Raw genomic sequence first — 26,563 nt, 5'->3', positions numbered from 1 at the left:
GATTCCCGCGACACGCGGGACGAATTTGCGTTTAGAGAATGCGTATGGGCGCGCGGGCGCGCTAAAGTGTGCATTGTTCTCCTGGTCAGCGTCAGGGAACGACGAAGGCCCGGTTCCACCGGTACTTCTTGAAAACCGCTTCATCTGGGACCCGCCGCCAAGCAAGTCAGATGAGGCACATGAGCTTTGAGGCCCGCTTCGGCGGGCCTCTTCTCTTTAGGGCGAGTCGATAGGCAACTCCCCGTCCGTGAGTTCTTGTGCGGGCCACCATTCGGGCAGACCGCGAGAGGTCAGTTCGGTGTTGAGATGGTCCACGACCGCTTCGAAGAACACGGCGGAGGAAACGCCGGCGTGCGCGGCAAGGCGCTCGAAGCGTTCCTTCTGAGCCTTCTCAACCTTCCAACCGAGCGCGACGGTATCCACGCGCGTGCCTCGGGGGAGTCGACGAACTGCCATAGGGCGAACGTATTGGGTAGCGCCACCGTTAACACGCTGACACGCCGGTAGTAGCGCCATCATTAGCTGGCCGGTCGGACGTTGGTGGCCCCTCGGGGGAGGGTGCTTAGCCGAGCAGCTGCGCGCGGAGCTCGCCGATGAGCGCGTCGATGCGGTCGACGTCGACCGTGTAACGGGGAGCGCGGCCGCGGCGGGCTCCGATTGGCTGTTCTACGTCGGTGCGAATGACTCCGATGGATTCGAGCAGACGCAGGTCGCGGGTGAGTGAACTCACCGCTGTGACGGTCGCTTCACGGATCTCGCCGTAGTAGCTGCCGGGGTGCTTCACCAGGTAGTTGATGATGTTGCGGGGGCCGGTGCGGGCCAGCAGTGCGATCGCGTCAGCTGGAACTGTCGGTGCTGGCACTTCGGGGCTCCTGGATTCTGGGTATGGCAAAGCGAGGGAGCTTGCCGACTCAATGCGGGGGTGCGCAGATTCGACAACGCGGGATGCTGGTCTTCGTAGGGTACGCAAAGACCTGCACCGGGTGTGGGAGAAATGCCCGCGCCCGGTTACCGCGCCCGCGTTGCTCGAGGAGCCGGAATGGTTACAGTGAATGAGCGATCGCCGATTTGAAGGCGCGTGCCGGTAACGACCGTTCGGGCGTGTCCGGGGGTCAGGTCGATGGGGTCTTTTCCGGGTTCGGTGACGGTGGTGCCGTTGGCCGAAGACTGGTCGGTGACCCAGAGTGTGCCGTCGTGGAACGACAGGATGCAGTGGGATTTCGACACTGAGCGCGCGGGGTCATCGACGGTGACGGTCGCGTCGACACCTTCGGCGTCCTCGGGAGGCCGGCGCCCGAGCAGGATGGTGCCGCGGATGATTTCCGTGGAACCGTCGTCAAAGGTGATCATGGCGCTGCGCACGCGCGAGCGACGTTCACCACCGCTGGTGAGGTCGAAGTCGGGATCAATGTGGGGCGTGGGCGCCGGCACTGTGTCGGCGGCAGGCTCGGGGAGGACTGCTGGTGTCGCCGGGAGTTCGTCGACGGTTTCGCGGATTGGCTGTGCGGGTTCCTCGTCCACCGCGGGTTCGACCACGGGGGCGAGGGCGCGGGCGTGCTCCCTGTCGACCGTGACGGCGCCGTCTGGGTCGATGGTGAGCATGAGGGAGGTGCCCGTGTCGATCGCGTGGGCGTACTGCCGTTGACCGGTGGTGGCGGTGTACGCCACCAGCACCTCGACGGCTTGCGCTCGCGCGGCGTCAGAGTCCGCTGCGGTGATGGGCACACTCTGGCCGGGGAGCGTGACTACGCCCGTGCCGTCTGTATCGATGCTGACGTTCATCATGGGGCATCTCCTTCCGTTGCGGTCGAGGCGTAGACGAGTGTCTCGTCGACCTTCTCGCTGATGACGTAGACCGTCGTGGTGAGCGCTGCGAGCGGCGACTCGGATACTCCGGTGGTGAGAGTGGTGAACGGCTCCGAGCTCGGCGTCGTCGCGCTGGCGTCGACGAGGACGGCCTCGTTGCTCTCGGTGCCGTAGACGGTGGAGCCGGATACGGCGACGGGGGTCATGCGGCTCGGGAGCGCGACGGCACGTGGGGCGGCGCTGTAGTCGATGAACGCTTCGCCGAGGGTGAGCGTTTCGGCGTCGGCGGCGTGGATGGGAACGTCCTGGGCGGTGATCCGGGCGTTCATCGGGGCGGTAAGCGTGATCGTGTTCGACGGGAGGTCGACCAGTGTCACGGTGAGAGCCGGTCGCTGAGACCACACGACGATGAGAGTGTCGTCGTCGGCCGCGGAGATCAGCAGCGGGGCCCCTTCGACACCTTCGGGCCGGGGGAGCGGCTTCTTCACGGGCGCTTGATCGGCGGTGAGCGTCCACCACGACTCTTCGTTGGCCGCGATGATCCCTTCGCGGCCCGACAGGATGGGGACCGCTGTGACGGGCACGTCCGTCAACGTGAGACCGTCGCCGGTGAACAGGCCCGCGGTCTGGTTAGGCAAGGTGATTAGCGGCTGTGAGCCGAGGTAAGTCACCTCTGCGCTGCGGCCGACGTTGACTTCCACAGGAGCCACCGGGGACCGATCCGTATCGAGCGGCCAGAGGGTGAGCGAGGACTCGCCCGTGGCGAGGACCGGGCGTCCCTGCACTTCGGAGGCGTGTACGACGTCGTTCGCGCGAGGTGCCTGGGCGCCGCGCCATGTGACGGCGCCGGTCGCGGCGTCGACGAGATTCAGCTCGCCGCTGTCCGTGGTGATCAGCAGCCGCTGGTCGTCGATGAGCCGTGGTTCGCTGCGTGGGGCGATCGGCAGCGACCACGCTGCTTGTTCGGAGAACCCGGGCGGGACCAGGACCGGGATGTTCGCCCCGGCACCTGGGGGGCCGGGGTCGGCGGTGGCCACGGGGGCCGGCGCCGACTGCAACACGACAGCGAGAGTCGCGACGGTTCCTCCGACGACGATCACTACAGCAAGTCCTAGCGCGAGCAGCAGCGGCAAACGTGAGCGCTTTTGCTCTGTTTCAGGCGCCGGCATGGCGAGCTCGTGAGCGGTGCCGTCTGCGGTGACAACCATCCGGTGCTCCGTGTCGTCAACGACAGCACGCACTCGCACCGCGTGAAGACCAAGTTGGGCCGCCTGCTGGGCCGCGGCGGCGACTCCCGCCTCGGTAGGGGTGGAGCCTTCGGGTACGTCGACCGGCAGGCCGTTGAGGGTCACCAGCTGCTCACCTTCCATCGCGAGGGTGAGAACTGGGAATGCCGGAACGGTCGTCGGGTCGAATTGTTCGTCGCTCATGCTGCTACTCCCCAGAATTCCCAGTGCCATGATTCGATCGGACCGCGCCCCCCAGGCCGTGCCCAGTCGGGGTTACGCCACCCGAAACGAGGGGCGTTCTGGTCCATCCACGTGTACTCGAGGCTGTAGAAACTGAAGATGCCGACATCGACAGCGAGTGCCCACCCGTGGTTGGACTGTCCGGGTGTGGCGGCATCGCTGCCGTAGATTTCCTTGGCTCTGGCCTGCTCGTCGTAGTCGCGGTACCCGTCGTTGACGACGAGGTCCTGACCGAACTGAGCGCGGTAGGCGTTGTTCAGCGCGATGAGCGCCTGAGTCGCGTCGGCGCGAAGAACGTACTCGGGTTTCCACGGGATCGGCGAGAGCGTGTTCTCGGGGATACGGCCGTTCTCGTACCCGCCCCACGGGCCGGGTTCGTTGATCCCGCCGGGAATGATGCCGTCAGGGACGGTACCTGCTCCCCCAGGCTCTCGAAGAACTCGTCCGGGTTCTCCAGCTGCGCCACTCTGCTGGGTGCGTACTTCGTCCAGTGCTCGCGTGCGAGCATCCCGTACCGGTTCATCGCGAACCTCCGTGTCCTCGTCGAAGTTGAAGTCCAGTTGCCCGTCGACGAGCTGCTGCTCGACGGGCGCGGGCGGCGCGTTCCGCGCCTGCTCGATGCTTTGGTCGGCCTGTTGCTCGGACAGCCCCCACAGGTCGAAGACGCCTTGCCCTTCGTGTGGCCGCTGCGCGCGACGACGTGGTGCCATCTCTGCCCCCCTCGATCAGCCGTGTGATCGAGGCTATCGACAGCCCTCCGGAAAGGCGCGGGGCCTGGCCCCTTGGGGAAGAGATCATGCGTCCGCGCTCACCTGTAGGCGCCCGCGCAGATGCTTGACGGCCTGGGACCCGTCGAATGACGCGATATCCAGCGCTTCGGGGTACTGGTCCCCCGGCATTGTGACGTAGGCGGTGAACACGGCAGGGGTGTCGCCGGGATTGAGCACGCGATTGGCGACGACGCCGTTGCCCTGGACAACCTCGTACTGAAAATCGTGCTCGAGGTGCCCCTTGTACTCGGTGCGGGCCCGGGTCATGCCCGTCCGCCTGTTCGACCAGAACGCGGTGTCGTAGGCCATGCGCGGGATCTCCCGCGGGCGGCTGCCCTCGTTCTGCATGTACACCGACACCGCCCACGTGCGGTCGATGACGCGGTCCTTGGACACCCGGGCATCGGTGAACTTCACCGTGAGGCCGTCGAGCTTGCCCGGTTCCGGGCTGCGATAGAGCACCTTCGGCACCCACACGCCCATGGTCGCCAGAGCACCCAGGAGAATGATCCCGCCGACGACGAGGCCGACGATCCTGAGCGTTTCCATCACTCCCCCACCCTCTGAGCGCTGCGCGCCTGATGGCGCGCCTGGGCTCGGTAGACGCCCGTGCGTGACGTGTTGAACATCTGCGCGATCTCCGCGACCGCGAGATCGCCCGCGGCCATGTGCTTGGCGATGTTCTCGTCCTGGCGTTCGGTCAGTTTCGGGCGCCGGCCTTTCAGCTTCGCGCGGACCTTTGGTCGCGCCATAGCCTCGCGCGTGCGCAAGCTGATCCACCCGCCTTCCGCCTCGGCGACGGCGGCGAGGATGGTGAAGAACAGCTTCGCCATCGGGTCCTTCGGATCGTATGGCGTGGTGCCGTTCTGGAAGATCACCCCGGCATCCGTCAGTCGGCGGATCACCTCGAGCGCTCCTTCGGTGTTCCGCGCGAGACGGTCGAGTGCGGGAACGACGAAGGTGTCGCCCTCGCGCACCGCGGCCAGGGCGTTGTCCAGCCCGGTCCGGGTCATTTTCGCGCCGCTAAAACCGACATCGCTGTAGATGCGGTCCTCTGGCACGCCGAGCTCGAGCAGCCGAGCCACTTGCCGCTCGGCGTCCTGCTCGATTGTCGAGACTCGCGCGTATCCCACCCTCATAAGCGGAGCGTACCGCATAGGTTACCCTTAACGGTATGGGCAACCGGACGCCTATGCGGTACGAGTGTCCCCCGCGGGATTTCGCGGAATCCGTGTCGCTGGGCCGCCGGCCCCTGCCGTACCGGATAGCGATCCCCATCCGGACACCATTCGCACCGGGGTTTCGCATCACATCTACCCGCCAATCCACGGGATCTTGCCGACGACCTCGGGGGTGGTGCGAAACCGATCGGAATCGCACCAATGAGGAAACCTACAAGGCGCAACAGATCATCGAGAGGGGGCATTCGGACCCGTCTCCTATTTCGACGCGGGGATGGCGCCGGCTTAGCGCCCATCGATTGAGCGGACGGCCACGTGTATTTCGGTCCAGAGTTTGAACTCGGCGGTGTCGTAGCGTCCTTGCCGGTCGACGGCTGCCCATGCGTCGAGGCTTTCGAGGGGGACGCCGGCGAGGCGGGCTGCCGCAGGATGGCTGATGCGGTGGGGCTTCGTCACGGCGTCACGCTAACGCGGACGCCGGGGAGACAGAACGGATCGGTCCGAGATTCACCCGCCACATCACCTGTGGCGATGCCGTTACAGACGGTTCGAGAGGGTGAGCCCGTCGGCGCTACTCGCGTCGTGCATCATCTTGTCGATCAACTCACGGTCGAGCTGCGGTGCGCGGCCGCCGTAGAACTGCATGAGCAGGGCCCGTGTGGGGCTGATCCAGATGGAGGAGCGGCCGCCGCCGGTGGTGGGCATCTGGAGCATGAAGCCTTCACGGCGGCGGAGCTTGTTCATCATGACGACGCGGAGGTGCGCGAGGATACGGTCGTCGATGTCGTAGCTGGAGTCTTGCGTGTAGATCAGTCGTCCCACGGGGCGAGCGTGTCCTTCATCTCGTTCGAGGCTGGGCCATCGCGAAATCGCCCGGCCGCTCCGAATTATCGCACCCGCGATGTTGCTCACATTTGCACAACAGCCCGGGAAGGTTTTCGCAAGGGTCCAGGGGTGAACGTGTCGTCTGAGACGCTGACACGGACGTCGTTCCTCCGGCGTGTGGGACCTCTCGCCATGATGGTCGCGCCGGGGGTCCCGATGTTGGAGGTTTCCGATGGGGAGATTCACGTACGACTCGAGTGTCAGTGCCGACTTCGATGACCGGGAGCTCGCTCACCTGCAGGCGGTCATCGTGGCGAAGATCCGCCGCGGGGAGCGGTTCACCTTCACATGGAAGATCGACATCAGCCTCGGCGGTGGCCGGACAAGCGTCTACCTGTACCCCGGAGTCAAGCTGGCGTTTAGATACGAGGGTGGCCACACACCGCAGCTCAACCCGTCCTGGCTGCGGATGCTGACCGACGCCGCCAACTCGCCACAGGGACTTCACGTGCTTGATGAGCCGGCCGGGCGCACTCCGGACCAACTCGCGCGCGACGCCGACCGACGGAATCACCCGGTAGAGGCGTGACAACAGTCGCAGTGTGCAACGCGCTTTCCGATGGTGCAACCCCGATGCCGGTGAGACCTAGCGACATCTACGTTGTACCGCATGACTCAGAGCATCGAACGGGTTCAGCTGACCGTGAATGGTGCCACCCATGCTCTCGCGCCGTTGGAGAGCGTCGGGGATATCGAGGCTCAGGTTCTCGGCGCCACGCGCGCCGGCGGTGGCTTCATCACGGTCACGCTGGACGGGGGCGAACGTCTCAGCATCTTCGTGTCGGCGGCGGCAAGTTCGATCACCATCGCTTCCTCCACAGTGCGCCTTGATAGCGGCCTCGCCGACGGCGGCGGCGGCGGGTGGCGCAACCATTCTGGGCAGGTGTTCGACGATGAGGAGTCGCCTTACGACATCATCTGACCGTCACGACGGCACGTAACCGATCGGTTCCGCTTCGAATAATCCGGGGCGCAAAGCGGTAGCAGTGCAGACCTCGCGCCGCTTGAAGCCAGCATTACGACCGCCCGACACTCATATGCTTCGTCTGTGACGTATCTGGCAGAAAGCCCCGGCACCGTCGTGGTTGCGAAATGACGCGCGTGCTCGTCATCGACGACGAGCAGATGCTCACCGACCTGCTGTCGATGGCACTGCGCATGGAGGGCTGGGAAGTGCGCACCGCCGGCTCCGGCTTCAACGCCCTGCAGGCCGCCCGCGACTTCGAACCTGACGCCCTCGTGCTCGACGTCATGATGCCCGACCTCGACGGCATGGCGGTCCTGCAGCGACTGCGGCACTCGGGCAACGACGTCCCCGTGCTCTTCCTCACCGCGAAGGACTCCGTGGCCGACCGTGTCGCCGGCCTCACCGCCGGCGGCGACGACTACGTCACCAAGCCCTTCAGCCTCGAGGAGGTCGTCGCACGCCTCCGCGGGCTCATGCGACGCGCGGGCACCGCCCTCACCCGCGACTCCGAGCCCATCCTGCGCGTCGGCGACCTCTCGCTGAACGAGGACAGCCACGAAGTCGTGCGTGGCGACCGCGAGATCCAGCTGACGGCGACGGAGTTCGAGCTGCTGCGCTTCCTCATGCGCAACCAACGCCGCGTGGTGTCGAAGGAGCAGATCCTCGACCGCGTCTGGAACTACGAATTCGGCGGAAGCTCCAACGTCGTCGAGCTCTACATCCATCACCTGCGCAGGAAGACCAACGCCGGCCAGGAGCCGCTCATTCGCACCGTTCGCGGCGCCGGCTACGTGATGGAAGCGCCAAGGAAATAAGGGAGGCTAGGCCGATGCTCGGGCAAAGGGAGCCCGCCAAACTCGGGCCGCCCGCACGGCGGAACACCTCCCTATCGCTTATGGCCGACCCCTACACCCCGGCATCAACGGCGTCATTTCCGCCAGATTCTCCGTACTGGCTACTCGCGACGCGAGGCAAATCAGCTCGTAGACGCTGCGCGTTCGCGAACCGGCCTCGAGGACTCTTGAGCCCACGGGACGCGGTGCCTGTGGGCAGGCAAGCCCCTGCAGTGGGGGCACCTGATGTCGGACACTGAAATGCGCCCGCACACGCGCGGTGTGCTCTGAACCCTCGGGACGGACATGCTGAAGCAAAAACCAGGCAATAAGACCAGCGCGGATGCGCCGCACCCGGACGCTGACGAGAAGCCAGACTCTCCCACCGAGCTGACGAAGCGGTCATGGAAGTACGTGCTGCGAAAGACAGTGCGGGAATTCTCCGCTGACCAGTGCACAGACGCCGCCGCGGGCCTGGTGTACTACGCCGTCCTCGCACTATTTCCGGCGCTGATTGCGATCTTCTCCGTACTGGGTGTCGTTGGCCAAGGCGACGCCGCCGCCAACGCCATCATCGGCATCATCCAAGACGTCGCCCCCAACGCCGCTGACACGCTCCGCGAACCGATCGAGCAGATCGCGTCATCTCGAGGCGCCGGTATCGCACTCGTCACCGGTATCGCCCTCGCACTCTGGTCAGCATCCGGATACGTGGGCGCTTTCAGCCGTGCAATGAACCGCATCTACGAAATCGACGAAGGACGCCCCTTCTGGAAGCTGCGCCCGATGCAGCTGCTGGTCACCGTCATTGCCGTGGTAGCGCTTGTCCTCGTCGCGCTCGGTCTCGTCATCTCGGGTGATGTCACTACCGCTATCGGCAACGCCCTTGGCCTCGGTCAGGGCGTGCAAATCGCATGGGACATCGCGAAATGGCCGGTCATGCTCTTCGTCATCGTGTTCCTCGTCGCGGTGCTGTACTACGCCACCCCCAACGCCAAACAGCCGAAGTTCCGCTGGATCAGCCTCGGCGCCATCATCGCCATCGCTGCCCTCGCTATAGCGACCGCCGGCTTCGGGATCTACGTCGCCAACTTCTCCAACTACGACCGCACCTACGGCTCGCTCGCCGGGGTCATCATCTTCCTGCTCTGGCTGTGGATCGCCAACCTCGCCCTCCTGTTCGGCGCCGAGTTCGACGCCGAACTCGAACGCGGCCGCCAGTTGCAAGGCGGCATCGCCGCCGAAGAAGACATTCAGCTGCCCGCCCGCGACACCCGAAAGAGCAAAAAACAGGCCGAGAATGAGCGCAGCGACGTCAAAGAAGGCCGCCAAATCCGGCTCGAAGAAGCAGCCGACGGTCCTGACGCGCCCTCCCCACCAAAGCCGTCAACGCCACGCCCACACCCCCGGCGAAAGTGGTGGCAACTACGCCGATAACACACCCTCAGACGCTCCCGTTGGCGCAGCCTCAAATGACCCCCATGTCGTGCAGGTGTTGCGCGACACGTTCGTAGTCGACGACGTCGACGGCTCGGCCCGTGAGGCGGGTCACGGTGCCGAGCAGCATCATCCGTTCGTTCGTGAGGGTGAAGTGATGCGCGCACAGCTCGACGAGCACGGGCCCCACACCGGGGACATCGAACTTCTCCGTGCTCGTCGAGCTGTCAGCGCAGCGTACAGTCAGTGCGCGTCCTCATCCTCTTCCGGGTTGAAGTTGGAGGCGGTGCCGGTGTGCCCGGCGGCGACACCGTTAGGGTCGCTCGGAATGGTTCCGTCTTCACCGAGCCCGCCGGGCTTGGAGGTGGTGTCGGTCTCGGTTGAGACTTCGACGTCTGCGCCTTCGTAGGAGTCTTCGTCGGCGGACAGCTGCGCGTCGTCGTTGGTGGGAGTGGACATGGGTTGCTCCTTCGTTATGGGTGTGACTGAGGTCGATAGGTGGTCTGGAGTTGTTAGAGGCGGCGTAGCAGTGTGACGAGGGCCACGAGTCCGATCGCGACGGCGCCGGCCGTGATGAGTGCCTTCTTCGGGTCCCGCTGGTAGGTGGCGCGCGCTCCCTCCACGGCGTTCACTGCAGACTGCAGGGTCGTGTCGATGGCGGATTCGGCCTGCTGTTTCGCCTCGTCGATCTCGACGGAGACATGGTCAGCGACGTGACTGCCGGAACGAGCGGTGCCGTCGCTGCCGTTCGTGGAGGCGTGTTGCAGCGCGTCGGTGGCGTCTTCGAAGCGGTCTTTCGCCGCCGCAGCAGCGTCGTTGTCGGAGGTGGTCACAGCTGGTGGTCCTTCCACGAGTGGATCGAGGGCTTGGACGGGCAAGCAGCACTTAGCCGGTCGACTTACGGTATAAATTCACTCGCTGCATGTGCAGCGGCACCGTCACACACATGAGCGCGGACACGGTGCGATCGTCACAAAAAAGGTAAGCGGAGTCCATGCCCCCAACCACGACCAGCGGTTCTCCGTCCAATCAAGGATTGGCCGCCGCAGCCGACGACTTGCTTGTCCAGCGAGCAGTCGACGGGGACGTGGCCGCTTTTCGCACCCTCATCACCCGACACGCACCCATCATGCGCGCCTACATCGCTCGCATCGTCAGCAGCTACACCGACGCCGACGACATCCTCCAAGACACCTACGTCGTCGCCTGGAAGAAACTGCCCACCCTGCGTGACCCGAGCCAAGCCAAGCCATGGATGATGCGTATCGCCACGAGACGCGCATTCGCCCACCTCAAAAAACGCCCCCCGGAAACAGTCTTCCCGGCCGACCATGCAGCCACCGGACACGACCCGGAGGAGACGACAATACGCAACGCGCAACTGCGCGAACTCTCCAAAGCGTTGGACGCCTTGCCCGAGGATCAGCGGCAATGCTGGCTCCTTCGCGAAGTGGCGGGACTGAGCTACCAAGACATTGCCGATGCAATGGGGGTCACCACCGGCCAAGCACGCGGCAAACTCGCACGAGCACGAGTGAACATCACAGTCCGAATGGAGGGATGGCGATGACCGACACCAACACCAACTCCGACCGCACCGTCCTGGACTGCGGCAAAACCCTCGACGAGCTCAGCACCTACCTCGCCCACGACCGCACCCCCTACGACCCCGCCATCGAGGAGTGCCCGGAGTGCGTCAACGCGCTGCGCGCTCTCGAGCGTGTCTCCCACCTCTCCCGCGATCTGATCGCACACGACGCCGATACCGTGCCTGCTCCTCCCCCGTCCTGGCTGAACGACATCATCAACAACATCGGCGCCGAGCTTCGGGCCGGACGCGACCTCCCCCTGCACCACCCCGACCCCTTGGTGAGCCTCAGCATCACCGAAGGAGCCGTACGTGCCCTCATCCGTGACGTCAGCGACACCATCCCCGGCATCCTGGTCGGAGCATGTCGAATCACCGGTGAAGCCGACACACCACACGCCCCCGTACATGTCAACATCACCGTCAGCATCGCCACACGCACGCCGATGCCACCACTGCTCACCCAGCTCCGCGAACAGGTAATGAAGGTCCTTCACGAACACACCGAGCTGCACATCGACGCCCTCAACATCACTGTCGAAAACATCCACGACGCGGCTGCAGGAGACGACGCCAGATGAGTAGCGAACAACCCACCCCCTCTCCGCAGCCGGAGGACCTGACCACCCTCGTCCTCAGCGTTCCGGGAGTTACCGCCGTGTACCCCTCAGCGCCCACACCAACACGAATCGCACGAGCGATCGCTGCCACCCTCGGCACCTCACCAGCCCCAGAGCCCATCGTGAATCTACGCACCACGAACGAGCGAACGACCATATCGGCCCGAGTCGCCACCCACAGCAGCCCCGCCCCCACTATTGCCCGCGACATCGCTGATCATCTGCGATCCGCACACCCCGACAAATCCGCACGCATCACGGTGCAAATCGCGAGCATCACCATCTGAGGAACACCCTCCGCCCGGGGTCCGAACATTTTTGTGACGGAGCAGGCCCTGTCGTGCTCTTCTATATGTGAGCGGCACCGCCGTCTCGTGCGACAGGCCCGTCACTCCCTGCGCGCGCCCACCATCCGACTGATAGGGCCCATGGGAAACCTTTACTACAGCAACAGCGACGCCATCATCGACGATCGCCTCCTGCACTACATCCAAGTCATCGCCGCGACCAAGCTCCGCCGCGGCGAGAACTTCACCCTCACCCTGACCCAACGTGCCAACCCCGAACCTCGCATCACAATCTGGATGAACCCCAACATCCCCCTCCGCTTCACCTACACCACACCCGAAGCAACACCCCTCGTAGGCGCATACCTCCAGCAACTCGCCGCCCAAGCAAACAGCACCAGCGGCCTCATAATCGACCTCGACCACTGGACCGAACCCGCCCCCGCTCAGCAAGCACACGCCGCATCTCGGTGAAGGCCAGCCCCGGCAGGCGCGACTACATGTCCTTCGACAACCGTATTGGAGCAAAACCCGATCGGTTTTGCACCAACAGGATGTACCGTCGGTTGACCTGGCCGTTACCCCGAAGGAGGCGGTGCGGTCGAGGCCCGATACACGAATTCTGTGTCACAGAAGGTTGTGCGGAACTCGTCTTCATCACCGTCGATGCGGCGCAGTAGTTCGGTTGCCGCACTTTGTTTCATCCCCAATACCGGTTGAGAGACGACCGACAGTTCAGGGCTCACGAGCCTGGTCCATTCGAGGCTCTTCGCAGTTGAGGGTGTAGCCCGGGACCGCCGGCTGGTTCGCGGATAGGCGTCGAGGTCTTCCAGGATGGAAGTTCTCACGCTCACCATCCGCCGGAAGACCTCGACTTGCACCACCCTACGTTCGCGACCCCTGACCTGACCACGTTCTGCCGTCTCGACGAGCTCGGCCTTCAAGCCGTCGGGCAGCTGCTCGAGCCTGATCGGGCGGTGCTTGGCTTTGTCAACGTCTTGTGGCCCAGGGGGGACGGCCTGATTTGGCCCATCCAAGATGGTGTCTTCTGAAGGGCTGTGTTCGTCAGGCTGGATGGTGCGCGTTGCCGGATCGAGTTTGCAGTATCGCGCGGAGGACATTGATCACGTCGTCGTGGTCCGTGTTCGTGGCGGCGGCTTCGTCGACGAGTTCGCGGATTCGCCGGATCACCGATTGAGGCAGCACTGCGGCGGAGTCTGCCACGCGCGTCCCGGCCGCGGTCCGGGTGACGACGAGTCCATCCTGCTCGAGCATCTTGTAGGCCTTCGCCGCGGTGCCCTGCGCGACTTTGAGGTCTGCGGCGGTCTGGCGCACCGTGGGAAGCCGCTCGTTCGCGCCCAATTGGCCTGAGACGATGAGCCCGCGAAGCTGCCGGTAGATGTCGATCGCTGGGTTGCTCTCTTCGGGTGTGGTGACGACGACGTGCGATGTCATCGCGTTGCCTCCAGGGTCGCCGGTGTCTCGGTCGGAGCCGATGGTTGGCGGGTCGCTGGGCGGCGTCGCAGGCCACTGCCAGCGACGAGGAGTAGCAGCACGAACCCGGTGATCTCGAGAATGGGAGCGCACCATCCCGCGGCGACGGCGAGCTCGGCGTATCGCCAGGCGGCGTCGTAGGGGTTGTCCCCGTTCTGCCCCGTGACGGTCAGGTGGGAAACCGATCCCGAGTTTGCGATGAAACGCCAGGCGCCGGCGAGTGTGAGAAGAACCGCCGCCGTTGTCACGCGTGTGACGTTGCGCGCGGCCTCTCGACGCGCAGCCCGCTCGGCGATGAGGGTCTCGGTGTGGAGGTATGGGCGCGCCGCATTGCGATCGAACGCGGACCAGGCGACGGCGAGCAGGGCACCCAGGCTGGTGAGCACCGGCAGCCCGTAGGTCCACCCGTAGAAGGGCAGACGGATCGGGTCGATCGTGCTTTCGTTGGGGATGGGAATGACGAGCCAGACGTATTGGCCCTGCACGTTGGGTGACGATGCGAGACCGGCAGCAACGGTCGTCACCACGAGGATCAGAGCCGTGAGCCCCAGGCTGATGAGCGCGAACCGGGAGCTGAAGCTCACCCAGCTTCGACGTTCGGCCGAAATCACGGGAACCTCCGCCGGGGTCGTCCCCCTCGTCACGATGAAAGCGAGGACGATGCCGAGACCGATGATGGCGCACGCGATCGGGGTGGTGAATCGCCACCAATGAAGACGATCCGCACCAGTGAGGATGTAGCCGCGGATCACGTAGTCAACGAAGAAAAAGACGAGCACCCCGGCCGCGGCCCATCCAATCGCACGCCGCTCGGGTGCGTATCGCGCTCGAACTGATCGCGGCTCTGCGGTAAGCGGCCGTGCAGCAGCAGAAGCCCGTGACGTGTAGAGACCTATACCTGCCGCAAGGACCAATGCCACGAAGAACGAGACTGCAGGTAGCGAGAACGCTCCTGCGATCAACTGGGCTGGGTCGAACATGCGCGCACCGCTCATCAACATCACTCATCCAATCTCTTGTGCCACTTGTCTATCACAAGTTGTACCAGATGAGGAGCACAAGATCTGGATGCTGGCGGCCGTCTGGACCGCTAGCGCGCTGGCGTCTTCCTGGTGTGGTTGAGTCGATATGAGTCGGTCCCGGTCTCGATGATGGTGCCGTGGAAGGTGAGTCGGTCGACGATCGCCGCGCAGAGTCTCGGGTCGGTGAATGTCTTCGTCCATCCGCTGAAGGCTTCGTTGGTCGCGATCGCCACGGATGCCTTCTCTTCTCTCTCGGTGAGGACTTGGAACAGGAGTTCGGCGCCTCTGCGATCGAGTTCCATGTAGCCGAGTTCATCGATCAAGAGCAGGTCGACGCGACCGTAGCGGGCGATGGTGCGGTTCAGTTGCATATCGTCGGCGGCTTCGACGAGCTCGTTCACGAGCCGGGTCGCGAGCGTGTATCGGACCCGGTAGCCCTTTTCGGCTGCGGCGGTGCCGAGCCCGATCAGGAGATGCGACTTGCCGGTGCCGGAGTCGCCGATGAGGCAGAGGGGTTCCCCGCGGCGGATCCAGTCGCCTTGCGCGAGGGTGTGGATGGTGGCGGGGTTGATGTTCGGGTTCGCGTCGTAGTCGAAGTCGCCCAACCATTTCTGCCGCGGGAAGCCGGCGTTCTGGACCCGGCGCGTGATGGAGCGGCGGTCCCGGTCGTCGACCTCGGCGAGGAGCAGCTCGGCGAGGTAGCCGAGGTAGGACAGTTGCTCCCGTTTCGCGGTCTGCGTCGCCTCTTCCATCACCGCCCGGATCGTCGGCAGCCGGAGCCGTCGGCAGGCGGAGTCGACGGCGGCCGCGGCGGCTTCCTCAGTCAGGCCGCGGCGGTGGCGGAGCGTGGTCGTAACGTTCGTGAGGGTCGGACTCATGCGCCGGAGGCTCCTTCACTCATGGATGCGGTAACCGCGTGTTTCGCGGCTCTCTTGGTCAGCAATGCGTCGTAGCCGGCGACGGACGGGAGGGGCCGGTTGTCTTGCGGGAGGCCGGCGATGACCGCGGCCGGGTCGGTGAGACGACGTTGCGTGAGCGACACCACCTTCGGCAACGTCGGCGCCTCGATGAGCGCGATGTCATTTTTCTCGAGCTGGGCCGCCGCGAGGCGCGCTTCCACGGCGACGACGTCGGCAGTGACCGCGCCGACGGTGAGCGCGGCACTGATTCCAGCGAGCACCGCCGGGGTCGGCATAGTGCGGTGCAGCAGGAGCACGTCGATGAGCTCTCTCGTGCCGGCTGCATCACCGTTGACCTTCCTCGATTCCGCCCAGAACCCCTCATGCAGCCCAGTGAACGCGCCCGTGTTGCGGGCGTGGGCGAGGGCGGTGGAGCCGCCGAGAGCGCCGGGCTTGTGCTGGAGCACCTCGAGGTAGTGATCGAGCTGGACGGATTGCCCGTAGCGTTCGATGACCCGCTCATGCCGGGCCACGACCTGCCGGCCGTCGAATACGACGAGCTCAGACGCGCGCAGCGAGACGCGGAGTTTGCGGCCGATGAGCCGGACCGGGACGGAGTACTTCGCCTGCCGCACCGTCACCAGCCCGGACCTGTCGACCCGCGGGTAGAGCTCCAGGCCCGGGTCGAACCGATCCCTCGGCAGCTGCGCGAGATGCTCCCGATCGGAGGAGAGGTCCTGGGCGACAGTGCTGATCTTCTGCCCGATCCGCCGTCTCTCATCCCGCAGATCCCATTCACGGATCCGGGCGTTGAGCTCGGCGAGGGACGCGACGACGGGCATGGGTGAGAGCCAGGTGCGGCGGAACCTGCCAACCTCGCCCTCGATGCCGCCCTTCTCGTGCGCCCCGTTGATCCCGGGCTCGCAGTAGAACGCGTCGAACCCGTAATGCGATCGGAACAACGCCCACCGTGTGGTCTCTACCCGCGCCCGGCCGGAGAGAACCTGCGTGACTGCGGGTGAGAGGTTGTCGTACTTGATCTGCAGCGTTGGGACACCGCCGAGTTCCTCGAACGCGTCGATATGGCCTTCCAGGAACGCCTCCAACGCCTGCGTCGGGTAGACGCGGTGCACGGCACGCCCCGAGTGGGAGAGGCGGAACGCGAACATGTAGCACTTTGTCTTCACCCCAGCGAGGATCACCCACAGCTCCCCGAAATCGACCTCCGCCTCAGCGCCGGGCGCGTGTTCCTGCGGGACCATCGCTCGCGACACCCCGCTGGTGCCAAGGATCTCCGGCCGCCGCCACCGCACGTAGTCACGCACCGTCGGGTAGCCGACATCGGCGCCGTGCTCGTCCAGGAGCCGGTGCCAGATCCGGGTCGCGGTCTGCCGCTGCTTCCGCGGCGCGTCGATGTCCTGCCGCAGCATCCCGTCGATAAGCTCCCGCACCCCATCGAGCTTCGGCGCTGCCCGGACCGGGGTCTTCCGCGCCGGCGGCTCTGCGGACTCCAACGCCTGACGGACCGTGCGTCGATGCACTCGGAACCGTTTCGCCAGCGCGTTGATCGACAACCCCTCGACCCGCGCCGCACGACGAATCTCGGCGAACTCTTCCACCCTCGACCTCACAGGCCCCTCCTCGCTCGATACCGAACGAGGACACCCTCAGCCCTGGGCCAAATCAGACCGACAACGACACCCCGGCAGCCGACGAGCTGGGCCAAATCAAAGCGACAAGCCTGGGCCAGCTAAGCGTGACAGAGCCAGGTGCTGGAGTGCCGCGTCGTCGAGGACGACCCGTGGTGTCGGAAGTGCGGCGCGGAGGGCGTGCCGCGTGACACGGTGACGCGGCCGCTGGCGCGTGAGCCGTTCGGGCATCGGCCGACGACGCTGCTGGTCCGGGTGCGCCGCTACCGGTGCACGCACTGCCGCCGGACCTGGCGGCAGGACACGTCGAAGGCGGCGGCGCCGAGGGAGAAGATCTCCCGCGGCGGGATCGGGTGGGCACTCACGGCGATCGTGGTCGACCACCTCACCGTCTCCCGCGCCGCAGCAGGGCTCGGGGTGTCGTGGCATACCGCGAACACCGCGATCATCGCCGAAGGCAAGCGTCGCCTGATCGACGACCCGGCGAGGTTCGACGGGGTCACCACGATCGGTGTCGACGAGCACGTCTGGCGTCACACACGGTTTGGCGAGAAGTACGTGACCGTGATCATCGACCTCACCCCCACGAGGAACAAGACGGGCCCGGCCAGGCTGCTGGACATGGTCGAGGGCCGCTCGAAGCAGGTGTTCAAGGAGTGGCTCGCCGCCCGGCCTGCGGAGTGGTCGAGCCGGATCGAGGTGGTCGCGATGGACGGGTTCTCCGGGTTCAAGACCGCCGCGGCCGAAGAGCTCCCCGACGCGGTCCCGGTGATGGACCCGTTCCACGTCGTCCGCCTCGCCGGCGACGCGCTCGACCGGACCAGGCAGCGCGTCCAACAAGACACCCTCGGGCACCGCGGTCACGCCGGCGACCCGCTCTACGGGGTCCGCCGCACCCTCCACACCGGCGCGAGCTTCCTCACCGAGAAGCAGACCGCGCGGCTCGACGCGGTGTTCGCCGCCGAGGAGCACGTCGAGGTCGAAGCGACCTGGGGCATCTACCAGCGCATCGTCGCCGCCTACCGCGAACCCGACAAGAACAAGGCGAAGGAGATGATGCGGGCGGTGATCGACTCTGTCAGCAACGGCGTCCCCGCGCTGCTCAAAGAGGTCCGTCGCCTCGGCCGCACACTGAAGCAGCGCGCCGCGGACATCCTCGCGTTCTTCGACCGCCCCGGAACGAGCAACGGCCCAACGGAGGCCATCAACGGCCGGCTCGAGCACCTTCGCGGTTCCGCCCTCGGCTTCCGGAACCTCACGCACTACGTCGCCAGATCGCTCCTCGAAGCCGGCGGATTCAGACCGCTCCTACACTCTCATTCGCGATGAGCCGAAAAAGGGGAGATCGGGACCGGCTCTGCCGGCTCCGATCTCCCCTTTCCCAGGGATCAGGAGATCATCAGTGGTCGCTGTGATCGGCGATCAGGCCGTACTCGCTGAGGAGTGCACCGATCTCCGTGTCGTCCACCTTGTTGTGAAGCAGCTTCCGGGCGATAGGGCCGCCGGGGAGATGCACCTCCTCGCCGTCGCGCAGCCGGCTGGTCGCCGAGAGCAGCTTCCGCACGTCGTACGTGGAGTTGAAGACCTCGGGCACGCCGCGTTCGATGTCCAGCAGGGTGTAGACGGCCTCCATCGGCGTGCGCACCGAGTACTCCGTCGTGAAGATGCAGTCGCGCTCCTTGGACTCGGCGAACTGCCCGATGAAGGCGAAGTTCACCGATCCTTCCGGGACGACATCCGGGCGGTCTCCGGCCTGCCGCGGCATGAAGAACGCGGTCACGTAGGGCATCATCACCGGAACGGTCTTCGCAGCATTGGCCGCGAGCTCGGGGATCTCCTCGACGGGGACGCCGAGATGATAGAGCCACTCCTGCGCGATCTCCTCACCGGTGGACTCCTGAATGGTCTTTCCCGTGTAGTCCCCGGGCACGTCGGAGAACAGGGCGTAAACCCACACCACGATCTCGTCGGGCTTCTGCTGCTTGAAGTGGGGCTGCCGGTTGACGGTCCATGACAGGAGCCAGCGGGAGTCCCGCGCGGTGACGATACCTCCCGTGACCACCTTCCCGCTGAAGGGGTCGCGCTTGGCGATCTTCTCGATGTACGCCGGGATCCGCGCGTCTAGGGTGGTGACGGTGGCCGACTCCCATTTCGTCTGCGGGATGTGATCGGCGAAGACTCCCGGACGCCCGAACGCGGGGTCCTTCTGCGCGATCCGCCGCCACAGGTCCCAGGCGGGTGCGGGGCCCTCGTCCAGACGTGCGGGGGTGTGCTGGTCTCCCTCGTTCGAGTTCTCCGTCAGCGATCCGATCGTCATGAACAGCAGGTCGTTCTCCGACAGGTCGACGCCGTCTCCCGGTGCTCCCTCCGGCCCCGAGACCCAGTGCAGACGCGTGGCCTGCTTGCGCGCACCGTCGGCGGAGATGTCGAAGTCGACATCCGTGACCTGCGTGGAGAAGTGGAACGTCACGCCCTGGTCGAGCAGCCACGTGTACAGGGGCAGGACGAGGGACTCGTACTGGTTGTACTTGGTGAACTTCAACGCCGAGAAATCGGGCAGGCCGCCGATGTGGTGGATGAACCGGTGAAGGTACAGCTTCATCTCCAGTGCGGAGTGCCACTCCTCGAAGGCGAACATCGTCCGCCAGTAGAGCCAGAAGTTGCTCTCGAGGAAGTCCTTGCCGAACACCTCGTCGATCCGCTTGTTCTCCATCTCCTCGCGAGTGGCGAGGAAGACTTTGACGATGTCCTTCTGCGCCTTCTCGCTCAGGCCGAACTTGCCGTCGGTGTGTGCGTCCTGGCCTCGGTCGATCGTGGCGCGCTGCAGGGAGTAGTTCGGGTCGTCCTTGTTGAGCCAGTAGAACTCGTCCAGGACGCTCGCTCCTTCTACCTCGAGGGACGGGATCGAGCGGAACAGGTCCCACAGGCACTCGAAATGGTCCTCCATCTCGCGGCCGCCGCGGATCACGAATCCCTTCTTCGGCTCCTTGATGCCGTCGAGCGCGCCACCGGGCAGCTTCAGCTCCTCGAGAATGGTGATCTTGTTCCCGGGCATCTGGCCGTCGCGGATGAGGAACGCGGCACCGGATAGGGACGCGAGCCCTGATCCGACGAACCAGGCCGACTTCTCATCGACACCCGCCGGCTTGCGGGGCCGCGCGAACGCTTCGTAATTCCCGCTCGTATAACGCATCTTTTTCTTCCTTCTCTGTTCCTTGGTCACTCGTAGTCGTAGAAGCCGTGGCCCGTCGAGATGCCGAGCTTGCCCTTGTCGATGTAGTTCTCCTTCAACCAGGCGGCGATCTTCTGAGCCTCCGGGCTGCCGTGCGACATGATGTTGTACGGCGTGGTCAGCCCGATGACGTCGTAGATCTGGAACGGCCCCATGGGGGCGCCGGTCGCGATGCGCCAGACCTTGTCGACGTCATGCGGCTCCGCGTATCCGCCGGCGGCGAGCTCGGCTGCGGCGTTCAGGAAGGGCACCAGGAGAGAGTTCAGGACGTAACCTGCCTTCTCCTTGTGGATCGGAATCGGCACCATGCCGATCTCGGCCGCGAAGTCGACGATCTCATCGAAGACGGCGGGGTCGGTCTCGTCCGTTCCCATCACCTCTCCGGTGTTGAACTTCCAGACCTGATTGGCGAAGTGCAGAGCGAGGAACTTCTGCGGCCGGCCGGTGAAGTCCTTCATGTCGCTGGGCAGCAGCGTCGAGGAATTGGTCGCGAAGATCGTCTTCTCCGGCGCCACCTCGGCGAGCTTCTCGTAGGTCTCCTGCTTCAGCTTCAAGACCTCGGGGATCGCCTCGATCACCAGATCCGCGTCCTTGACGGCGTCTGCCAGGTCGGAGGAATACGTCAGGTTCTCGAGCGCCTTCTCCGCCTTCCCCTCGGCGGCCCCGGCGACGCCGTCCTGCTTGTAGGTCTCTGCCAGTGACGAGAAACGTGACTTCGCCTTCTCGAGAATCTCGTCACTGATGTCGTAGGCGACGACGTCGAAGCCGCTGAACGCCGTCTGGAACGCGATCTGCGATCCCAGGACGCCGGTGCCGAGGACTGTGACCTTGTGGATGCTGCTCATTCTGCTCTCCTTCATTTCCTGTTCTGTGTGGTTGTCATGGTCGACGTTCGCCGGTTGCCTCGCGGGTCGCCGCCAGCCCCCGCACGATCTGCGCGATCTGGTGGCGGAGGTCGTCTCGCAGATCGTGTCCGCGGTGGGCGCCGGTGTACAGCCGAGCGATTGCGAGATGGACCACGGCGAAGACGGAGCTGCTCGCGACGCGTGCGGCGTCGTGGTCGTCGGTCACCCCGCGTCCTCGGTCGCTGTCGACCAGGCGCGCGGCGAGTGCTTCCTCGAAGGCCTGCACGTGAGCGAGGCCCTCGAGCCGGAATCTCTCGGACGGCGACCCGAAGAGCAGCTCGCGCTGGTAGGTGGCCGCGTTCTCCGGCGACTCGCTCGCCCGTGTCACGAGCGGCTCGACCAACGCGACCACGGCCTCGACCGGGTCGCTGACCGATTCGGCGCGCTCCAGGCCCTCGCGAAGCGCCTCGTCGAGCTTGGAGTTGTAGACCATCAACAGCAACTCGCTCTTCGAAGCGGCGTACCGGAACAGAGTGCCTGCGGCCACGTCTGCCCGGTCCGAGATCTGCTGGGTGGTCACGGCGCTGAAGCCCTCGGCGTCGAACAGTTCGGCTGCCGCCTCGGAGATCCGCCGCTGCTTGGCCTCCATCGACCTCGACCTTCGACTGACTGCGTTCGTAGCGGACATCCGTTCCTCCTTCTGAAATGGATCGTACTCATTAATGAGTGCACGCCGCAATGGGGGTGGACGTCTTGCGTTCGGTGCCTTCGTGCCCGCTTCTGCTCACTCCGCGTCCGCGGGCCGCCGCGATGGGTTGAAGTAAGGGTCACCTTACTTGTAGGCTCGCGGTCGGCGGCGGAACACTAGCTCGTGTCGGTCCCGGTACGCGGCTGGGCCGTCCAGCGCGAGGGTCACGAGTGCCGGGTCAAGGCGGTGCAGGATCGACCGGACCGTCGAATAGCTTGGACGGGCGCACCCGATGCGGTCGGCCTCGGCCATGGCGAGCCGGTGCAAGGCCGTCATCCCGGGACGCGGTTTGGTGAGTCCGAGCTGCTCAACGAACGCGACCAGGTCTGGGTCGGTGCGCCGGGTCCCCGCGTCCGCTCGCGCGCTCGGTTTCAGCCCGTCGATCCCCGCCACCGCGTAGTCATGGTTCCAGCGTTGAAGGGTGCGCAGACCGATTCCGGTCTCCCTGACCAGCGTGGCCAGGGGAATGTCATCCTCGACATGGAGACGCAGGATCCGCCACCGGGCCAGCGCGTCCATGGCACATCTAGTCGCCGACCGCTGCCGGGGTGCCGGTGGCGTGCTGATGACGGTAGAGCGTCGCTCTGGACCATCCGACCAGTCGGGCTGCGTCTTCGGCGGTGCGTCCCTTCGCGCGCGCGTCTCGCACGATCGCAAGCTTCTCCTTCACGACGCCCGGATCCACGGGTGGCCGGCCGAAGCGCGTGCCAGCCTGCTTCGCCGCGGCGATGCCGGCGTTGACTCGCTCGGTGATCAGTTCACGCTCGTACTCCGCCAGCGTCGCGAGCATGCCCAGCATCATCCGCCCGGACGAGGTCTCGGGGTCGATGCCATCCGAAATCGATCGAACCTTCACGTCCTTCTCGCGCAGCAGGTTCACCGTGTTCAGCACGTCGATGAGGGAGCGCCCGAGTCGGTCGATGCGCCAGACGACCACCGTGTCGCCGGGCTCCGCGTACTCCAGAAGTCTCTTCATCCCTGGCCGCTGCACCGCGGCACGGCTGCCCGAGGTCACGTCTGAGAAGACGTCCCTCGCCTCAACACCCGTCGCGCCCAGGGCGTCGAGTTGCAGGCGCGCGTCCTGACTGACGGTGCTCACGCGCGTGTACCCGAGAAGCCTCACCCGATCAGCATGCCTCACAAACTCCTGTCGCGCGACCCCGTGAGGCAGAGCGCGATGAGGCAACTTTTCGAGACGTTCTCAGCGCCCGAAATTGTGTGACGACGGCACCCTTTGACGCATCGCTCATCATGTCTCATTTAGCTGTACATATTCGAGACACCGATGGGGTCCGGCGGGCGGTGGTGTTTGTCAGCGCAGGTCTTGGTGTCAGCGGGCTACGGGGTTGACGGAGACGATCTCGATGTGGAGGTCGTTCAAGGCGGTAAGCAGCCCCAGGAGGTGCGACTGGTCGGGCACGTCGCCAATCAGTCGTGTCAGTCCGTCCGTGTCGGTGTCGATCTCAAACGCAGTGAACGAGTCCGTCAGCGCGGGGCTCATCCGGCCACGAACCATGACCTGGTAGATGCGCGCACTCATTTCGCCTCCCGCGCTCGTCCGTGCCAGCCGGTGGTGTTCCATGCTTGCCTGCAACCTTCGTAGAACCTCACCCGGACATGGTGATTCCGCGGGTCTCCGGGCGGAGCTGACGACTGATGGCCGGCGGCACTAGCCCACGCCGCGGTCATGGAAGGCGGTGTTCGACGACGTCGACGTGTTCATGTCGGATGGGTTCGCTGACGTGCTGTTCGCTAATGACGTTGGCGACGTTCACGGTGATCTTCTCGACCGGAACGATGCGGGTGGTGACGGTCAGCTGTTCTTCGCGCAAGACGATCACGATCGGTAGCGTCGGTGCGTTCGACGATACCGAGCTCCGACTGTTCTGGCCGGTGATGGGTGCGCGGGTGATGCGGAGTTCCTCGCGGCGCACGTCTGCGGTGAACGTGCGCGTTTCGGTGACGATGACCTTCTCGATTCGGATCGCCTCGACGGGGACTGTTTCGGTGCTGACGTGAAGGTGTTCCTCGTGTCGCACCAGTTCCGGATCGTCGGTCGGGGTCATCGCCGCGGTGCGGGCGGGCCGGCCTGGCGACCACCCGGCCGCGATCGGAACAGCTTCAGCGCCAGGGGAAGAAGGATCGGAAGTAAGCGGATCAGCTTGTGCATGGGTGGTTTCCTGTCAGAGAGGGGTGGTGCTGGCCCCGCCAGGGAGCGGGACCAGCACCACGCGGTGTTCCGGGGCGATCAGACCCGGGGCGGCAGCGTGGGACGCTGCGGCTGGGTGCGGGTGGCGTTCTGGACCTGGTCCTTCGCCTGCTTGGCCTGCTCCGTAACGCTGGGCGCGTTCTTGGCTTCCTGCTGGATCTTCGGCGCCTCTTCTTCGGCCTTGGTCAGCATCGCTTCCCAACGCTGCTGCATGGGCTTGATCAGTCCACCACCGGCGCCGACGATGATCACACCGGCGATGATCGCGAGCACGGCGATGAGGATCGGGGTGGTGACGGTCGTGGCGACCTCGATCTGGTTCAGCGCGGCGGTGACACCGAGGAACAGGATGAAGATCGCGACGATGTTGGCGAGGATCTTCCCGTACGACAGCCCGCCCAGGGTGTTCTGGATGAGCCCCTTCGCGCCGGCGGCGATGGCGGCGGCGATCACGATGATGATGATCGCGACGATGATCTTCGGCAGGAACCCGATGATGCCTTCCAGCAGGTCGCTGACCGGGTTGGGTCCGAACACACCGAACGCGAACTGCAGCACGAACAGCACGAGCGTGTAGTAGACGATCTTCCCGACGATGTCGGACGCGTCCAGTTTCGACTTGGCCAGTGCCTTCTTGATTCCGCCGCGTTCGACAAGACGGTCGAAGCCGACCTTTTCGAGGAGCTTCTCCAGCCCCTTGGAGATGAGCTTCGCGACGATGAGGCCGACGATCAGGATCAGCAGGAACAACAGGGCGAGCGGGACGAACGTGATGACCGCGGCCAACGCGTCCTGCAGGATGACAGGGATATTCATAGTGGTGACTCTCTTTCAGAGGGATTGGTGACGCACACCGAGTGGGCTCGAGGGTGTCAACGGAATTGCGATTGTTGCGGCGGGGTCAGGGGTGGGTGAAGTCGTGCCGGCCAGGAGCCCGCTCTGAACTGACCGGCACGACAGGGGGGGTCTACTTCGAAGGGGTGCTGTCCGCGTCGGGGTCGATCAGCTCGATCTCTTCGTGAGACACGTCTTCGGTGACCTGCTGCTGGTCGGTGACCGTCTCGGTGCCGAGTCTGACGCGCTCGACCGGGACGGTTTCCTTGCTGGTGACGACTCGCTCCCCGGTGAGGACCACTTCGTGCTCCTCCGAGGTGAGCTCCCCGCCGGCCATCGCGTCGCCGAGGTTGGCGTCGGTGATGGGTTCGCGGGTGACGGTGATCTCTTCGTGGCTGACCGGGACGGTCTTGGTGACCTGCTCGGTGACGATGTGCTTGCGCAGCCGGGCTCGGCCGGTCTCGACCTTCTCTGTTCCGACGTGCAGCTGCTCCTCAGACCGGGTCATCGCATCGCCGGTGGTGGGACCGGAGGTGTCGTAGCCCTCCGTGTCACGGGGAGCGGCGTTGCCCCGGTCGATGTCCTGGTCATACAGTGCCGCGTCAGGGGCGGCGGTGCCGTTGCCGTAGTAGGTGTATAGCGCGTCTTCTTCTTCGCGGCTGATCTCCCCGTCGCTGTCAATTCGCGGGGCGTCCTTGACCGTATCTTTCGGGTATGCGACACGGACCTGGTAACCATCGAAAGACGCGTCGTCCAGCGGGGCGAAGGTTTCCGAGGTGCCGAACAGGCCGGTCTTGATGGTGACCCACGTCGGGGTCTGTGCTTCGGCGTCGACATATACCTGGCCGACCGAGCCGATCTTCTCGTCGTCGGAGCCGTACACGTCGGCGCCGATCAGGTCGTTGATGTTGGTGGTGTCAATCATGGTGATGGTTCTCTTCTTTCTTCCCGATACGGGCGCCCGGGAGCTCAGGGTGTGGTGGGTCAGCGGCCGAGGCCGGCCCTATCGACACGGCGGTGGTAGCGCATCCCGGCGAGGCCGCCGAGGATCGCACCGCCGAGCGCGATCAGCGCCGCGACGATGGCGGTGATGATGCTGCCCGCGGTGAGATCGCCCTCGCCGATGGGGATGCGGGGGAAGCTGTTCAGGTTGCCGAGCACGTTGAACTGGGCACCGGCGACGGCGGTGATGATCGCCAGCACCACGGCGATGATGATGGCCCACAGCCACACCGCGATTCCCTGCTTGACGCCGTCGAAACGTGCCATCCGCCCGGCGACATATCCGCCGCAGAAATACGCGATCAGCAGGATCAGGGCAATCACGATCCCGCCGATGATGCCGATCGTGGCCGCGTTCTCCGCTGCGGCATCGGCGGCCTCGCCCGGGTCGACCTGGTTGCCCAATCCGACGGCGGTGCCGGTCGCAGCCAGCAGCGCGGTGAGGAGGACGGCGGTGCCGGTGGCGGTCAGCCAGCCGAAGAACGCGGAACCGAACTTCATCCCCCCGAACTGTTCCTTTTCCCTCTCCAGCACCTCCTCACGGGTGCTGCCCCCGCCACCGACCGCATGAGCGGCAGTCGCGGACGGGGACGTCGTGTCCCGCCGGTCGTAAGAGTCGTTCGTGCGGTTATCTGACATGAGCTCTTCTCACTTCTCGTTCCGCGGCCCATGCGAGATGACGCGGACGCTGCCTTGTCGAGGATCACGACGCCGGGAAGGACCGCGCGTCGCTGACGTTGTGATTCATTTGTGATGCGTGTGAACTAGGTGCGAACGTCTCTTCGC

General features: G+C 65.2%; 33 protein-coding genes and 1 pseudogene. 8 read left to right on the top strand and 26 right to left on the bottom strand.

The window, feature by feature from the left end; all coding sequences use genetic code 11:
- Positions 1 to 216 precede the first annotated feature (216 nt).
- The 9 genes from P8R59_RS00285 to P8R59_RS00245 all read right to left on the bottom strand — a co-directional run bounded on the left by P8R59_RS00285 (position 217) and on the right by P8R59_RS00245 (position 6,048).
- Positions 217 to 423, bottom strand: a complete 207-nt coding sequence (locus tag P8R59_RS00285; RefSeq protein ID WP_256334332.1) for a hypothetical protein — start codon at positions 421 to 423, stop codon at positions 217 to 219.
- 139 nt (positions 424 to 562) lie between these two features.
- Entirely contained in the window at positions 563 to 862 is a 300-nt protein-coding gene (locus tag P8R59_RS00280; RefSeq protein WP_076677891.1) for a hypothetical protein, read from the bottom strand.
- Positions 863 to 1,008: 146 nt separating this feature from the next.
- Positions 1,009 to 1,785: an FHA domain-containing protein gene (locus P8R59_RS00275; protein WP_076677893.1), complete on the bottom strand. Its 777-nt coding sequence runs from the start codon at positions 1,783 to 1,785 to the stop codon at positions 1,009 to 1,011.
- Positions 1,782 to 3,266: a hypothetical protein gene (locus P8R59_RS00270; protein ID WP_278100882.1), complete on the bottom strand. Its 1,485-nt coding sequence runs from the start codon at positions 3,264 to 3,266 to the stop codon at positions 1,782 to 1,784. The genes P8R59_RS00275 and P8R59_RS00270 overlap by 4 nt, the downstream gene beginning before the upstream one ends.
- Positions 3,233 to 3,985: a M15 family metallopeptidase gene (locus tag P8R59_RS00265; RefSeq protein WP_278100881.1), complete on the bottom strand. Its 753-nt coding sequence runs from the start codon at positions 3,983 to 3,985 to the stop codon at positions 3,233 to 3,235. Before P8R59_RS00265 ends, P8R59_RS00270 begins: the two co-directional genes overlap by 34 nt.
- An 84-nt stretch (positions 3,986 to 4,069) precedes the next feature.
- Entirely contained in the window at positions 4,070 to 4,594 is a 525-nt protein-coding gene (locus tag P8R59_RS00260) for a hypothetical protein (RefSeq protein WP_076677827.1), read from the bottom strand.
- On the bottom strand, positions 4,594 to 5,184 hold the full coding sequence (locus P8R59_RS00255) for a recombinase family protein (RefSeq protein WP_076677903.1): 591 nt from the start codon (positions 5,182 to 5,184) through the stop codon (positions 4,594 to 4,596). Before P8R59_RS00255 ends, P8R59_RS00260 begins: the two co-directional genes overlap by 1 nt.
- 327 nt (positions 5,185 to 5,511) lie before the next feature.
- A complete protein-coding gene (locus P8R59_RS00250) occupies positions 5,512 to 5,682 on the bottom strand; it encodes a hypothetical protein (RefSeq protein WP_160897575.1) in 171 nt (56 codons plus the stop codon).
- Between the two features lie 81 nt (positions 5,683 to 5,763).
- Positions 5,764 to 6,048 (bottom strand): ATP-dependent DNA ligase, encoded by a 285-nt coding sequence (locus P8R59_RS00245; protein ID WP_237488856.1) that lies wholly within the window; start codon positions 6,046 to 6,048, stop codon positions 5,764 to 5,766.
- A gap of 235 nt (positions 6,049 to 6,283) precedes the next feature.
- Between P8R59_RS00245 and P8R59_RS00240 the strand changes: the two genes are divergently transcribed.
- From P8R59_RS00240 to P8R59_RS00225, 4 genes are all read left to right on the top strand, one after another.
- On the top strand, positions 6,284 to 6,640 hold the full coding sequence (locus P8R59_RS00240; protein ID WP_108320225.1) for an ATP-dependent DNA ligase: 357 nt from the start codon (positions 6,284 to 6,286) through the stop codon (positions 6,638 to 6,640).
- An 81-nt stretch (positions 6,641 to 6,721) separates the two neighbouring features.
- Positions 6,722 to 7,033 (top strand): hypothetical protein, encoded by a 312-nt coding sequence (locus tag P8R59_RS00235; protein ID WP_160897574.1) that lies wholly within the window; start codon positions 6,722 to 6,724, stop codon positions 7,031 to 7,033.
- Between the two features lie 170 nt (positions 7,034 to 7,203).
- Positions 7,204 to 7,893: a response regulator transcription factor gene (locus tag P8R59_RS00230; RefSeq protein WP_160897573.1), complete on the top strand. Its 690-nt coding sequence runs from the start codon at positions 7,204 to 7,206 to the stop codon at positions 7,891 to 7,893.
- Between the two features lie 324 nt (positions 7,894 to 8,217).
- Positions 8,218 to 9,348 carry a YihY/virulence factor BrkB family protein gene (locus tag P8R59_RS00225; RefSeq protein ID WP_278100880.1) on the top strand — a complete coding sequence of 377 codons (1,131 nt, stop codon included), beginning with the start codon at positions 8,218 to 8,220 and terminating at the stop codon, positions 9,346 to 9,348.
- Positions 9,349 to 9,379: 31 nt separating this feature from the next.
- On the opposite strand, the gene P8R59_RS00220 is transcribed toward P8R59_RS00225, so the two are convergent.
- Genes P8R59_RS00220 through P8R59_RS00210 form a run of 3 tightly spaced genes read right to left on the bottom strand, consistent with a single transcriptional unit; the run spans position 9,380 to position 10,181 of the window.
- Positions 9,380 to 9,538 carry a hypothetical protein gene (locus P8R59_RS00220; protein ID WP_160897572.1) on the bottom strand — a complete coding sequence of 53 codons (159 nt, stop codon included), beginning with the start codon at positions 9,536 to 9,538 and terminating at the stop codon, positions 9,380 to 9,382.
- A gap of 53 nt (positions 9,539 to 9,591) precedes the next feature.
- Positions 9,592 to 9,807, bottom strand: a complete 216-nt coding sequence (locus P8R59_RS00215) for a hypothetical protein (protein WP_237488855.1) — start codon at positions 9,805 to 9,807, stop codon at positions 9,592 to 9,594.
- A gap of 53 nt (positions 9,808 to 9,860) precedes the next feature.
- On the bottom strand, positions 9,861 to 10,181 hold the full coding sequence (locus tag P8R59_RS00210) for a hypothetical protein (RefSeq protein ID WP_108320231.1): 321 nt from the start codon (positions 10,179 to 10,181) through the stop codon (positions 9,861 to 9,863).
- Positions 10,182 to 10,384: 203 nt separating this feature from the next.
- Between P8R59_RS00210 and P8R59_RS00205 the strand changes: the two genes are divergently transcribed.
- The 3 genes from P8R59_RS00205 to P8R59_RS00195 all read left to right on the top strand — a co-directional run bounded on the left by P8R59_RS00205 (position 10,385) and on the right by P8R59_RS00195 (position 12,317).
- On the top strand, positions 10,385 to 10,918 hold the full coding sequence (locus tag P8R59_RS00205; protein ID WP_237488854.1) for an RNA polymerase sigma factor: 534 nt from the start codon (positions 10,385 to 10,387) through the stop codon (positions 10,916 to 10,918).
- The gene (locus P8R59_RS00200; RefSeq protein WP_278100879.1) at positions 10,915 to 11,517 is read left to right on the top strand and encodes an Asp23/Gls24 family envelope stress response protein; all 603 of its coding nucleotides are present in this window, start codon (positions 10,915 to 10,917) and stop codon (positions 11,515 to 11,517) included. Before P8R59_RS00205 ends, P8R59_RS00200 begins: the two co-directional genes overlap by 4 nt.
- Positions 11,518 to 11,984: 467 nt before the next feature.
- The gene (locus tag P8R59_RS00195) at positions 11,985 to 12,317 is read left to right on the top strand and encodes a hypothetical protein (protein WP_160897569.1); all 333 of its coding nucleotides are present in this window, start codon (positions 11,985 to 11,987) and stop codon (positions 12,315 to 12,317) included.
- A 591-nt stretch (positions 12,318 to 12,908) separates the two neighbouring features.
- Here P8R59_RS00195 and P8R59_RS00190 read toward each other — a convergent pair.
- The 4 genes from P8R59_RS00190 to istA form a co-directional block, all read right to left on the bottom strand.
- Positions 12,909 to 13,298, bottom strand: coding sequence for a GntR family transcriptional regulator (locus P8R59_RS00190; protein ID WP_278100878.1), 390 nt, complete (start codon positions 13,296 to 13,298; stop codon positions 12,909 to 12,911).
- Positions 13,295 to 14,116 carry a hypothetical protein gene (locus P8R59_RS00185; RefSeq protein WP_278100877.1) on the bottom strand — a complete coding sequence of 274 codons (822 nt, stop codon included), beginning with the start codon at positions 14,114 to 14,116 and terminating at the stop codon, positions 13,295 to 13,297. The genes P8R59_RS00190 and P8R59_RS00185 overlap by 4 nt, the downstream gene beginning before the upstream one ends.
- A 311-nt stretch (positions 14,117 to 14,427) precedes the next feature.
- Positions 14,428 to 15,237 (bottom strand): IS21-like element helper ATPase IstB, encoded by an 810-nt coding sequence (gene istB, locus P8R59_RS00180; protein ID WP_278100876.1) that lies wholly within the window; start codon positions 15,235 to 15,237, stop codon positions 14,428 to 14,430.
- Positions 15,234 to 16,889 carry an IS21 family transposase gene (istA, locus tag P8R59_RS00175; RefSeq protein WP_278100875.1) on the bottom strand — a complete coding sequence of 552 codons (1,656 nt, stop codon included), beginning with the start codon at positions 16,887 to 16,889 and terminating at the stop codon, positions 15,234 to 15,236. Before istA ends, istB begins: the two co-directional genes overlap by 4 nt.
- 138 nt (positions 16,890 to 17,027) lie before the next feature.
- On the opposite strand from istA, the pseudogene P8R59_RS00170 reads away from it, so the two are divergent.
- Positions 17,028 to 18,236, top strand: a pseudogene (locus P8R59_RS00170) (ISL3-like element ISPfr18 family transposase); the annotation flags it as partial.
- Positions 18,237 to 18,306: 70 nt separating this feature from the next.
- On the opposite strand, the gene P8R59_RS00165 reads toward P8R59_RS00170, so the two are convergent.
- The 10 genes from P8R59_RS00165 to P8R59_RS00120 all read right to left on the bottom strand — a co-directional run bounded on the left by P8R59_RS00165 (position 18,307) and on the right by P8R59_RS00120 (position 26,278).
- Positions 18,307 to 20,100, bottom strand: coding sequence for an oleate hydratase (locus P8R59_RS00165; protein WP_160897567.1), 1,794 nt, complete (start codon positions 20,098 to 20,100; stop codon positions 18,307 to 18,309).
- A gap of 26 nt (positions 20,101 to 20,126) precedes the next feature.
- On the bottom strand, positions 20,127 to 20,984 hold the full coding sequence (locus P8R59_RS00160; protein ID WP_045247274.1) for a 3-hydroxyacyl-CoA dehydrogenase: 858 nt from the start codon (positions 20,982 to 20,984) through the stop codon (positions 20,127 to 20,129).
- A gap of 34 nt (positions 20,985 to 21,018) precedes the next feature.
- A complete protein-coding gene (locus P8R59_RS00155; protein ID WP_084603825.1) occupies positions 21,019 to 21,633 on the bottom strand; it encodes a TetR/AcrR family transcriptional regulator in 615 nt (204 codons plus the stop codon).
- Between the two features lie 183 nt (positions 21,634 to 21,816).
- The gene (locus P8R59_RS00150) at positions 21,817 to 22,251 is read right to left on the bottom strand and encodes a helix-turn-helix domain-containing protein (RefSeq protein ID WP_160897566.1); all 435 of its coding nucleotides are present in this window, start codon (positions 22,249 to 22,251) and stop codon (positions 21,817 to 21,819) included.
- Between the two features lie 7 nt (positions 22,252 to 22,258).
- Positions 22,259 to 22,855, bottom strand: a complete 597-nt coding sequence (locus tag P8R59_RS00145) for a recombinase family protein (RefSeq protein ID WP_070434801.1) — start codon at positions 22,853 to 22,855, stop codon at positions 22,259 to 22,261.
- Positions 22,856 to 23,062: 207 nt separating this feature from the next.
- The gene (locus P8R59_RS00140; RefSeq protein ID WP_138173521.1) at positions 23,063 to 23,272 is read right to left on the bottom strand and encodes a hypothetical protein; all 210 of its coding nucleotides are present in this window, start codon (positions 23,270 to 23,272) and stop codon (positions 23,063 to 23,065) included.
- A gap of 145 nt (positions 23,273 to 23,417) precedes the next feature.
- Positions 23,418 to 23,798 carry a DUF2382 domain-containing protein gene (locus P8R59_RS00135; RefSeq protein ID WP_138173523.1) on the bottom strand — a complete coding sequence of 127 codons (381 nt, stop codon included), beginning with the start codon at positions 23,796 to 23,798 and terminating at the stop codon, positions 23,418 to 23,420.
- Between the two features lie 182 nt (positions 23,799 to 23,980).
- Entirely contained in the window at positions 23,981 to 24,757 is a 777-nt protein-coding gene (locus P8R59_RS00130) for a mechanosensitive ion channel family protein (RefSeq protein ID WP_138173525.1), read from the bottom strand.
- 151 nt (positions 24,758 to 24,908) lie between these two features.
- Positions 24,909 to 25,700 (bottom strand): DUF2382 domain-containing protein, encoded by a 792-nt coding sequence (locus tag P8R59_RS00125; RefSeq protein ID WP_138173527.1) that lies wholly within the window; start codon positions 25,698 to 25,700, stop codon positions 24,909 to 24,911.
- A gap of 59 nt (positions 25,701 to 25,759) precedes the next feature.
- The gene (locus P8R59_RS00120; RefSeq protein WP_308192659.1) at positions 25,760 to 26,278 is read right to left on the bottom strand and encodes a hypothetical protein; all 519 of its coding nucleotides are present in this window, start codon (positions 26,276 to 26,278) and stop codon (positions 25,760 to 25,762) included.
- Positions 26,279 to 26,563 lie beyond the last annotated feature (285 nt).

It is taken from the genome of Microbacterium proteolyticum (assembly GCF_029639405.1).
GTDB lineage: Bacteria > Actinomycetota > Actinomycetes > Actinomycetales > Microbacteriaceae > Microbacterium.
The sequence above is the reverse complement of the archived record's forward strand: the minus strand, read 5'-3'. Positions and strand labels throughout refer to the sequence as shown.

What these genes read in the sequence shown, in the direction of transcription:
- P8R59_RS00275 (WP_076677893.1), bottom strand. Translation starts at nt 1,785, where the DNA reads ATGATGAACGTCAGCATCGATACAGACGGCACGGGCGTAGTCACGCTC.
- P8R59_RS00270 (WP_278100882.1), bottom strand. Translation starts at nt 3,266, where the DNA reads ATGGCACTGGGAATTCTGGGGAGTAGCAGCATGAGCGACGAACAATTC.
- P8R59_RS00265 (WP_278100881.1), bottom strand. Translation starts at nt 3,985, where the DNA reads ATGGCACCACGTCGTCGCGCGCAGCGGCCACACGAAGGGCAAGGCGTC.
- P8R59_RS00260 (WP_076677827.1), bottom strand. Translation starts at nt 4,594, where the DNA reads ATGGAAACGCTCAGGATCGTCGGCCTCGTCGTCGGCGGGATCATTCTC.
- P8R59_RS00255 (WP_076677903.1), bottom strand. Translation starts at nt 5,184, where the DNA reads ATGAGGGTGGGATACGCGCGAGTCTCGACAATCGAGCAGGACGCCGAG.
- P8R59_RS00240 (WP_108320225.1), top strand. Translation starts at nt 6,284, where the DNA reads ATGGGGAGATTCACGTACGACTCGAGTGTCAGTGCCGACTTCGATGAC.
- P8R59_RS00235 (WP_160897574.1), top strand. Translation starts at nt 6,722, where the DNA reads ATGACTCAGAGCATCGAACGGGTTCAGCTGACCGTGAATGGTGCCACC.
- P8R59_RS00230 (WP_160897573.1), top strand. Translation starts at nt 7,204, where the DNA reads ATGACGCGCGTGCTCGTCATCGACGACGAGCAGATGCTCACCGACCTG.
- P8R59_RS00225 (WP_278100880.1), top strand. Translation starts at nt 8,218, where the DNA reads ATGCTGAAGCAAAAACCAGGCAATAAGACCAGCGCGGATGCGCCGCAC.
- P8R59_RS00215 (WP_237488855.1), bottom strand. Translation starts at nt 9,807, where the DNA reads ATGTCCACTCCCACCAACGACGACGCGCAGCTGTCCGCCGACGAAGAC.
- P8R59_RS00200 (WP_278100879.1), top strand. Translation starts at nt 10,915, where the DNA reads ATGACCGACACCAACACCAACTCCGACCGCACCGTCCTGGACTGCGGC.
- P8R59_RS00195 (WP_160897569.1), top strand. Translation starts at nt 11,985, where the DNA reads ATGGGAAACCTTTACTACAGCAACAGCGACGCCATCATCGACGATCGC.
- P8R59_RS00190 (WP_278100878.1), bottom strand. Translation starts at nt 13,298, where the DNA reads ATGACATCGCACGTCGTCGTCACCACACCCGAAGAGAGCAACCCAGCG.
- istB (WP_278100876.1), bottom strand. Translation starts at nt 15,237, where the DNA reads ATGAGTCCGACCCTCACGAACGTTACGACCACGCTCCGCCACCGCCGC.
- P8R59_RS00165 (WP_160897567.1), bottom strand. Translation starts at nt 20,100, where the DNA reads ATGCGTTATACGAGCGGGAATTACGAAGCGTTCGCGCGGCCCCGCAAG.
- P8R59_RS00160 (WP_045247274.1), bottom strand. Translation starts at nt 20,984, where the DNA reads ATGAGCAGCATCCACAAGGTCACAGTCCTCGGCACCGGCGTCCTGGGA.
- P8R59_RS00155 (WP_084603825.1), bottom strand. Translation starts at nt 21,633, where the DNA reads ATGGAGGCCAAGCAGCGGCGGATCTCCGAGGCGGCAGCCGAACTGTTC.
- P8R59_RS00150 (WP_160897566.1), bottom strand. Translation starts at nt 22,251, where the DNA reads ATGGACGCGCTGGCCCGGTGGCGGATCCTGCGTCTCCATGTCGAGGAT.
- P8R59_RS00140 (WP_138173521.1), bottom strand. Translation starts at nt 23,272, where the DNA reads ATGAGTGCGCGCATCTACCAGGTCATGGTTCGTGGCCGGATGAGCCCC.
- P8R59_RS00135 (WP_138173523.1), bottom strand. Translation starts at nt 23,798, where the DNA reads ATGACCCCGACCGACGATCCGGAACTGGTGCGACACGAGGAACACCTT.
- P8R59_RS00130 (WP_138173525.1), bottom strand. Translation starts at nt 24,757, where the DNA reads ATGAATATCCCTGTCATCCTGCAGGACGCGTTGGCCGCGGTCATCACG.
- P8R59_RS00125 (WP_138173527.1), bottom strand. Translation starts at nt 25,700, where the DNA reads ATGATTGACACCACCAACATCAACGACCTGATCGGCGCCGACGTGTAC.
- P8R59_RS00120 (WP_308192659.1), bottom strand. Translation starts at nt 26,278, where the DNA reads ATGAAGTTCGGTTCCGCGTTCTTCGGCTGGCTGACCGCCACCGGCACC.